The sequence below is a fragment of the Pseudoalteromonas sp. S3260 genome (genome assembly GCF_005886925.1).
Classification (GTDB): domain Bacteria; phylum Pseudomonadota; class Gammaproteobacteria; order Enterobacterales; family Alteromonadaceae; genus Pseudoalteromonas; species Pseudoalteromonas tetraodonis.
The window spans coordinates 1-6,900 of the sequence record NZ_PNCV01000104.1; the positions used below are offsets into that span (position 1 = coordinate 1).

Genomic DNA, 6,900 nt, shown 5'->3' on the forward strand with positions numbered 1-6,900 from the left:
CGGGCTTTTTTACGTCTGCAGGAAGTGAAAATGCAGATGCAAGATAAAAGGTAATAGGTTAAAGGAAGAGAATTGATCAGAGACTAATGCCTACTCCATGCATCGGTTATGCATCGGTTATGCATCGGTTATGCATTCTCTATCGTTGTCGGCACCATGATATTCTACTGCCTTATAGCTACAAAGTAGCGCAGCGACTCTTAATACAAGAAAGTTCGACTTAATCAGCAGCTTTAGTCACTGTAAAAATATAATTTTGCTTTGTTAGTGGCTTTGATTTAGGATCAAAACAGTTTAAAACCAAGAATGATTTGCCTGTGTATAGATTATTAATTAGCGCCTTATCCATTTTCTTTTGTGTTTCTGTATCTGCAGTTGAAGTAACTGATCTATATCAAGATATTTTGGTCGTAGAAGATAAATCTCGTGATGCGCGCTTAGACGCTAGTCGCAAAGCGCTTCTTAACGTACTAGTAAAAGTGAGTGGTGATAAAAGTGCAGATGAAAATCAGATAGCACAGCAACGCACCAAAGATATATCTGATTATATGCTGAAATTTGAATACGATGAGCGTATTCCTGGAACGCTTAAGTTACTAGTTAAATTTGAAGCGCGAAAGATCAATGCACTAATAAAAGATCTTAATTTGCCTTTGTGGGGAGCTCAACGTCCACTGGTTGCCATCTGGTTAGGCATTGAAGATAACAGGCAGCGAGAGCTGGTTACTCAAGAGAGTTATCCTCAGTTAGAGCAACTGATTTACGACAAAGCAAGCCGCCGCGGTTTACCGGTTGTTGTGCCTTTACTCGATTTACAAGACAGACGGCTTATTGGTGTCCCTGAAGTTTGGGGAAATTTTTCTGGGCCTGTAGAAGAGGCATCTAAACGCTACAGTGCTGAGCGAAGTATTACTGCTAGAATGTATCAAGCGTTTAACTCTGATAATTGGGTACTAGATTGGCGCTTTACCAATGATGAAATGTTTGAATCTAACCGTATCACTGGCTATAGACAGCAAATTGTTGCGCAAATGATTGATGATTTAGCACAAGGTTTAGCTGGTGAATATGCGATTGATCCTAATGCTTATTATGAGCAGCGTACTGCCAATTTAACTTTAAAAGGGACTGAGAGCTTTGTTGATATTGAATTGGCTAAGCGCCACTTAATGAATCTAAGCGTAGTAACTCAAGCTGTTATTTTACGCAAAACACCCGATTCGGTTGAGTTTGAGCTTCATCATACGGGGACTGTGAGTGACCTTAAAAAAGCCCTTGGCCTGGATAACGCCTTTAAAGACTATGTTGATCCTCGTGCTTTTTATCACATAGTTGATGAGCAAAGCCTAGAGTATCAATGGGTTGTAAATTAATGCTAACTCAAGAGCCAATACAAATGGCATTGCCGGTTACTTTACCAGACGATGAAACATTTGCATCCTACTTTGGCGGTGAAGACTCACTCGAGGTAAATCATCTCAAAGATAGCTTTTCTAAGCTTGCTCACTCTTTTCAGTATACCTATTTGTGTGGCTTAGGAGATTCTGGTAAATCTCACTTACTATATGCCACTTGTATTCAAGCACAAGAGCGTGGCTTATCTAATATGCTGCTTTCCATGCGCGAGGTCATTCATTTTGGACCAATGGTTTTAGATGGGCTTGAAGCATTGGATGTATTGTGTATTGATGATGTGCACTTGGTAGCAGGCAATGATGCATGGGAAAAAGCGTTATTTAACTTTTTTAATCGCTTTAATGAGCCCAATAAAATGCTGGTAGTGACTGCCGATTTACTGCCTAACATGCTTAATATTAGCTTGCCTGACTTAGAATCCCGTTTAAAGTGGGGCACTACGTTTCAAATTCGTTCTATGAGTGACGATGATAAAGCACAGGCGCTGGTTAAGCGTGCAAATATGCGTGGGCTTGAACTGAGCGATGAATGTGCGCGATTTTTATTAACGCGTTTGAGTCGTGATATGCGTGCTTTATTGGATGTATTAGACAAATTAGATCACGCATCCATGGCTGCACAACGAAAATTGACTATTCCTTTTATAAAATCAACGCTAAAGCTGTAGTAGGTCTAGAATCTAGACCCTGCTTTCAGTTATCATTAGCTAACTAAATTGTAATCACCTTCTGTGAAAGATCAGGTATCGAATGAACTTAGAAAACATATTAGCGCAAGCACTTGAGGCGGTAGCCAGTGCCAGTGAAATCGCGCAGCTAGAAGAGATCAGGGTTAACTATCTTGGTAAAAAAGGCGAAATTACCAGCTTACTTAAAACGTTAGGTAAAATTGCCCCTGAAGAACGTAAAGAAGCAGGCCAAGTAATTAACCAAGCTAAGCAAGACGTGCAAGTTGCGATTAATGACAAGCGTGAATTGTTAGCAAGTAAAGTATTAGAAGAAAAACTAGCAGCAGAAACAATCGATGTAACTTTACCCGGGCGTGTTATGCCATCGGGTGGTTTGCACCCAGTAACTCGCACCATTGAGCGTATTGAAAGCTTTTTTGGTGAACTTGGCTTTGCTGTTAAATCAGGCCCTGAAGTTGAAGATGATTTTCATAACTTTGATGCGTTAAATATACCAGAGCATCACCCTGCTCGCGCCGATCACGATACCTTTTACTTTAATCCTAAGCTGGTTTTACGTACTCAAACCAGTGGTGTACAAATTCGTACTATGGAAACTGAGCAACCGCCACTGCGTATTATTTCGCCAGGGCGTGTATACCGTAATGACTATGACCAAACACACACGCCTATGTTCCATCAGGTGGAAGGGTTGATGGTTGATACTGATGTAAGCTTCACTGAGCTTAAAGGTATTTTACATGACTTTTTACGTAACTTTTTTGAAGAAGACATGGAAATTCGTTTTCGTCCTTCATTCTTCCCGTTTACAGAGCCTTCAGCCGAAGTGGACGTGATGGGTAAAGACGGTAAATGGTTAGAAGTATTAGGCTGCGGCATGGTTCATCCTAACGTACTTAAGTCTGTAGGCATCGATCCTGAAAAGTACACAGGTTTCGCTTTTGGTATGGGTGTTGAGCGCTTAACCATGTTGCGTTACGGCGTAAACGATTTACGTGCGTTTTTCGAAAATGACTTAAAATTCCTAAACCAGTTCCGTTAAGAGTGAAGAGATAAAATGAAATTTAGTGAAAAGTGGTTAAGAGAGTGGGTAAATCCTGCAATTGATACGCAAGCTCTTTCGGAACAGCTTTCAATGGCTGGTTTAGAAGTAGATGGCGTTGAGCCGGCAGCAGCCAAATTTAATGGCGTTGTGGTAGGTGAAGTGGTTGAGTGTGGCCAGCACCCTGATGCAGATAAACTACGTGTAACAAAAATTAATGTTGGTGGTGATGAACCGCTTGATATTGTTTGTGGTGCACCAAATTGCCGCCAAGGTATTAAAGTTGCAGTTGCCACTGTTGGCGCAGTGTTACCAGGTGATTTCAAAATTAAAAAAGCCAAACTTCGTGGTCAGCCTTCACACGGCATGTTATGTGCGTTTGATGAGCTAGGTATTAGTGAAGAAGGCGATGGCATTATGGAATTGCCACTTGATGCGCCTATTGGTGCCGATTTACGCGAATATTTAGCGCTTGATGACAACATTATTGACGTAGATTTAACACCTAACCGTGGCGATTGTTTAGGTATTAAAGGGCTTGCCCGCGAAGTCGGCGTACTTAACAGTATTGATGTAAATACATTAAGCATTCCAGCGGTAACCCCGACAATTGAAGACAAAGTATCTATTGAGTTGGTTAACGATGATGCCTGTCCTCGCTATTTAGGGCGTGTTATTAAGGGCATTAACCTAGACGCTGAGACGCCATTATGGATGGTTGAAAAGCTACGTCGTAGTGGTGTACGTTCAATTGATCCGGTTGTTGATGTGACTAACTTTGTATTACTAGAGCTTGGCCACCCAATGCATGCATTTGATTTAAATGCGATTGAGGGTGGAATTAAAGTACGTAGTGCAATCCCAGGTGAAGAGCTGGTTTTATTAGACGGTAATACGGCTAAATTAAATGAATCGACATTAGTGATTGCCGATCATCATAAAGCGCTAGCCATTGCTGGTATTTTTGGCGGTGAGCAATCGGGTGTTACTGAAAAAACAGCTGATATTTTACTAGAAAGCGCATTCTTCAACCCAGTGGCTATTGCAGGTCAAGCACGCAGCTATGGTTTGCACACTGATGCATCTCATCGCTATGAGCGTGGCGTCGACTTTGCACTACAACACGATGCCATGGAGCGCGCTACAGCGTTACTTCTGGAGATTGTAGGTGGTAACGCAGGTCCAATCGTTGAAGCTGTTGCTGTAGATAAACTACCAAAAGTAACTGAAGTGCGTTTACGTCGTTCACGTTTAGACCGTGTTATTGGTCATCACATTGACGATGCTAAAGTAACCGATATACTTACGCGTTTAGGTCTTGATGTTAAATTTGACAATGATAGCTGGAGCGCTGATGTACCAAGCTACCGCTTTGATATTCGTATTGAAGAAGATTTAATTGAAGAAGTAGCACGTGTATACGGTTACAACAGTATTCCTAATGTGGCACCAACTGCAAAACTTAAAATGACCACACATGATGAGTCAACTGTTGCACTGAGCCGTTTTCGTAATGCGCTAGTAACCCGTGGCTATCAAGAAGCCATTACTTACAGTTTTGTTGATCCTAAAGCGCAAGCTATTTTACATCCAGAGTGTAACGCATTGGTATTGCCTCACCCAATTTCAATTGAAATGTCAGCGATGCGTGTAAGCTTAATGCCTGGCTTATTGGCATCTGTTGCGTATAACCAAAACCGCCAGCAGCCACGTATTCGCTTATTTGAACACGGCCTTAAGTTTATCAGCGATGAAAGCGCAGAAAATGGCGTTTACCAAGTGCCGGTTATTGGTGGTGTTATTACCGGGCTTGTGCATGGCGAACATTGGGTTGAAGAAAAACGTAACGTTGATTTTTACGACCTAAAAGGGGATGTTGAAGCATTACTTGCAATTACCAACGATGTTAGCCGCTTTGAAATTAAAGCCGAGCAATCAGATGGCCTTCATCCTGGTCAATCAGCCGTTATTTATGTTGATGGTAAAAAGGTAGGTTTCTTTGGTGCATTACACCCTCAGGCGCAAAAATCGTTAGATATCAATAACGCTACTTTTGTGTTTGAAATTGAAATGTCGGCATTAGAAAAAAGAAATTTACCGCAGGCTGTTGGGGTGTCTAAATTCCCATCAAATCGCCGCGACATCGCTATTTTAGTACAAGACAGCGTTAAAATAGGTGATATTTTAAACGTCATCGGAAAAGTTGGCGGAAATCAATTGGTTGACCTAAACTTATTCGATGTGTATAAGGGCAAAGGTATTGAGCCAAATTATAAGAGTTTGGCGATTGCTCTAACACTGCAAGCGGTTGATAGAACACTCGAAGAGAAAGATATCAATCAGGTAGTTGATAACGTGGTGGCCGCACTGGCCGAACAGTTTAATGCATCGTTGAGGGACTAGATATGGCGCTTACTAAAGCCGACATAGCTGAACACCTATTTGAAAAGCTCGGGATCAATAAAAAAGATGCCAAAGATTTAGTTGAAGCGTTTTTTGAAGAAATCCGCTCAGCGCTTGAAAAAGGCGAGCAGATTAAGCTCTCTGGATTTGGTAACTTTGATCTTCGAGATAAGAAAGAAAGGCCGGGACGTAATCCGAAAACGGGAGAAGATATCCCAATTTCAGCACGTCGCGTGGTTACCTTTAGACCGGGGCAAAAGTTAAAAACCCGTGTTGAAGTAGGCACTAGCAAAAAATAAACAAAAAGGCAGCGTAAGCTGCCTTTTTTGTATCTGATTTATTATTTCCGGGGGGAAATAAACGTTCCTTGATCTATTTGCTGCAAAGTCTGCTCGGCTAACCTATCTAAACTCTCTAAATTCTTTCCTTGTGCTATTAACTGTTGCTCAATTAACAGTATATCAATATGTTCAATACCAGAAAGCTGAGCTATTTTGGCAAAAATATAAGCATGTTTATATTGTTGATGTTTATAAAACAGGCTGATCAAAGACATATATATTTCAGGGTTCGGTTCATGCTTGGCTTTATTCAGCGCTAGCGTGTTGTATAAAAAATTAATCGCTTTTTCTTCATCAACCTTAATGTAATAAGACGCCAAGTAAAATTGCATCTCAGCACTTTGTTCAACTTCTGCAGTATGTTCTGAAGCGAGCAAACATGTTAATGCACTTTCGTCATTGTTTCTTGACCAATGATAATAAAGCAAGCCCGGGTGGCTGGTGTGTTTTGTCTGTTGATAAATCCGCGCTATTTCCCTCATGCTCGTTAAGTGGGCACGTCGGCGAGCCGTGGTTTTGCTTTTTAATTTTATGTGCTGAATGTTGGCTGCCAAAGCAATGCATTGATTGTAGTGCTCAAACGCTTTGAGTAATTGATATTTGTGCTCATCGGTAGGTTGTAAAGATTCAAGGTGACGAAAAAAATAGTATGTTCTCGCTGCGCTTTACAGTGACTATCTTGGTTAAGATCATTACACATGGCCGGCGATTCAACGCAAATACCTTCAACGGTTAAAGATTCTTCACAGCCTGTAAGCAACATTGCAAAGACGAGGGTTATGCGCTTAAAAGCCATCCGAGTCTCTCAAATTATTAGGGTTTGTTGACCTTTCAAGGTTGAATTTGCAGCAGTCTGTTTGGTATTGAGACAAGGCAGAGCCTATGTGGTGTGGTTATTCCCCATAAATAGGCGATAACGTAGCATCAATGCCAAACAGGCGCTGCCCGAAGGGTTCTGCCTAGGTGCGATTTACTCTTTGCTGCTCGGTTTTGACTTAGCCCACTAGGTT

General features: G+C 41.4%; 5 protein-coding genes and 1 pseudogene. 5 read left to right on the plus strand and 1 reads right to left on the minus strand.

The annotated features are described in order from the left end of the window. Positions 1-317 precede the first annotated feature (317 nt). The 5 genes from CWC14_RS15235 to ihfA all read left to right on the plus strand — a co-directional run bounded on the left by CWC14_RS15235 (position 318) and on the right by ihfA (position 5,848). A complete protein-coding gene (locus CWC14_RS15235) occupies positions 318-1,373 on the plus strand; it encodes a DUF2066 domain-containing protein (RefSeq protein WP_138563704.1) in 1,056 nt (351 codons plus the stop codon). Continuing rightward, positions 1,373-2,083: a DnaA inactivator Hda gene (hda, locus tag CWC14_RS15240; RefSeq protein ID WP_024603126.1), complete on the plus strand. Its 711-nt coding sequence runs from the start codon at positions 1,373-1,375 to the stop codon at positions 2,081-2,083. Before CWC14_RS15235 ends, hda begins: the two co-directional genes overlap by 1 nt. 82 nt (positions 2,084-2,165) lie before the next feature. Beyond that, positions 2,166-3,146 carry a phenylalanine--tRNA ligase subunit alpha gene (gene pheS / locus CWC14_RS15245; protein WP_138563706.1) on the plus strand — a complete coding sequence of 327 codons (981 nt, stop codon included), beginning with the start codon at positions 2,166-2,168 and terminating at the stop codon, positions 3,144-3,146. Positions 3,147-3,161: 15 nt separating this feature from the next. Then, positions 3,162-5,549, plus strand: a complete 2,388-nt coding sequence (pheT, locus tag CWC14_RS15250) for a phenylalanine--tRNA ligase subunit beta (RefSeq protein WP_138563708.1) — start codon at positions 3,162-3,164, stop codon at positions 5,547-5,549. Positions 5,550-5,551: 2 nt separating this feature from the next. Beyond that, positions 5,552-5,848 (plus strand): integration host factor subunit alpha, encoded by a 297-nt coding sequence (gene ihfA, locus CWC14_RS15255; RefSeq protein WP_008114070.1) that lies wholly within the window; start codon positions 5,552-5,554, stop codon positions 5,846-5,848. A gap of 41 nt (positions 5,849-5,889) precedes the next feature. Here ihfA and CWC14_RS15260 read toward each other — a convergent pair. Then, positions 5,890-6,686, minus strand: a pseudogene (locus CWC14_RS15260) (DUF2989 domain-containing protein). Positions 6,687-6,900 lie beyond the last annotated feature (214 nt).

Bases quoted from the DNA above. Each gene is read 5' to 3' on its own strand.
- ihfA (WP_008114070.1), top strand. From the start codon at position 5,552: ATGGCGCTTACTAAAGCCGACATAGCTGAACACCTATTTGAAAAGCTC.
- pheS (WP_138563706.1), top strand. From the start codon at position 2,166: ATGAACTTAGAAAACATATTAGCGCAAGCACTTGAGGCGGTAGCCAGT.
- hda (WP_024603126.1), top strand. From the start codon at position 1,373: ATGCTAACTCAAGAGCCAATACAAATGGCATTGCCGGTTACTTTACCA.
- pheT (WP_138563708.1), top strand. From the start codon at position 3,162: ATGAAATTTAGTGAAAAGTGGTTAAGAGAGTGGGTAAATCCTGCAATT.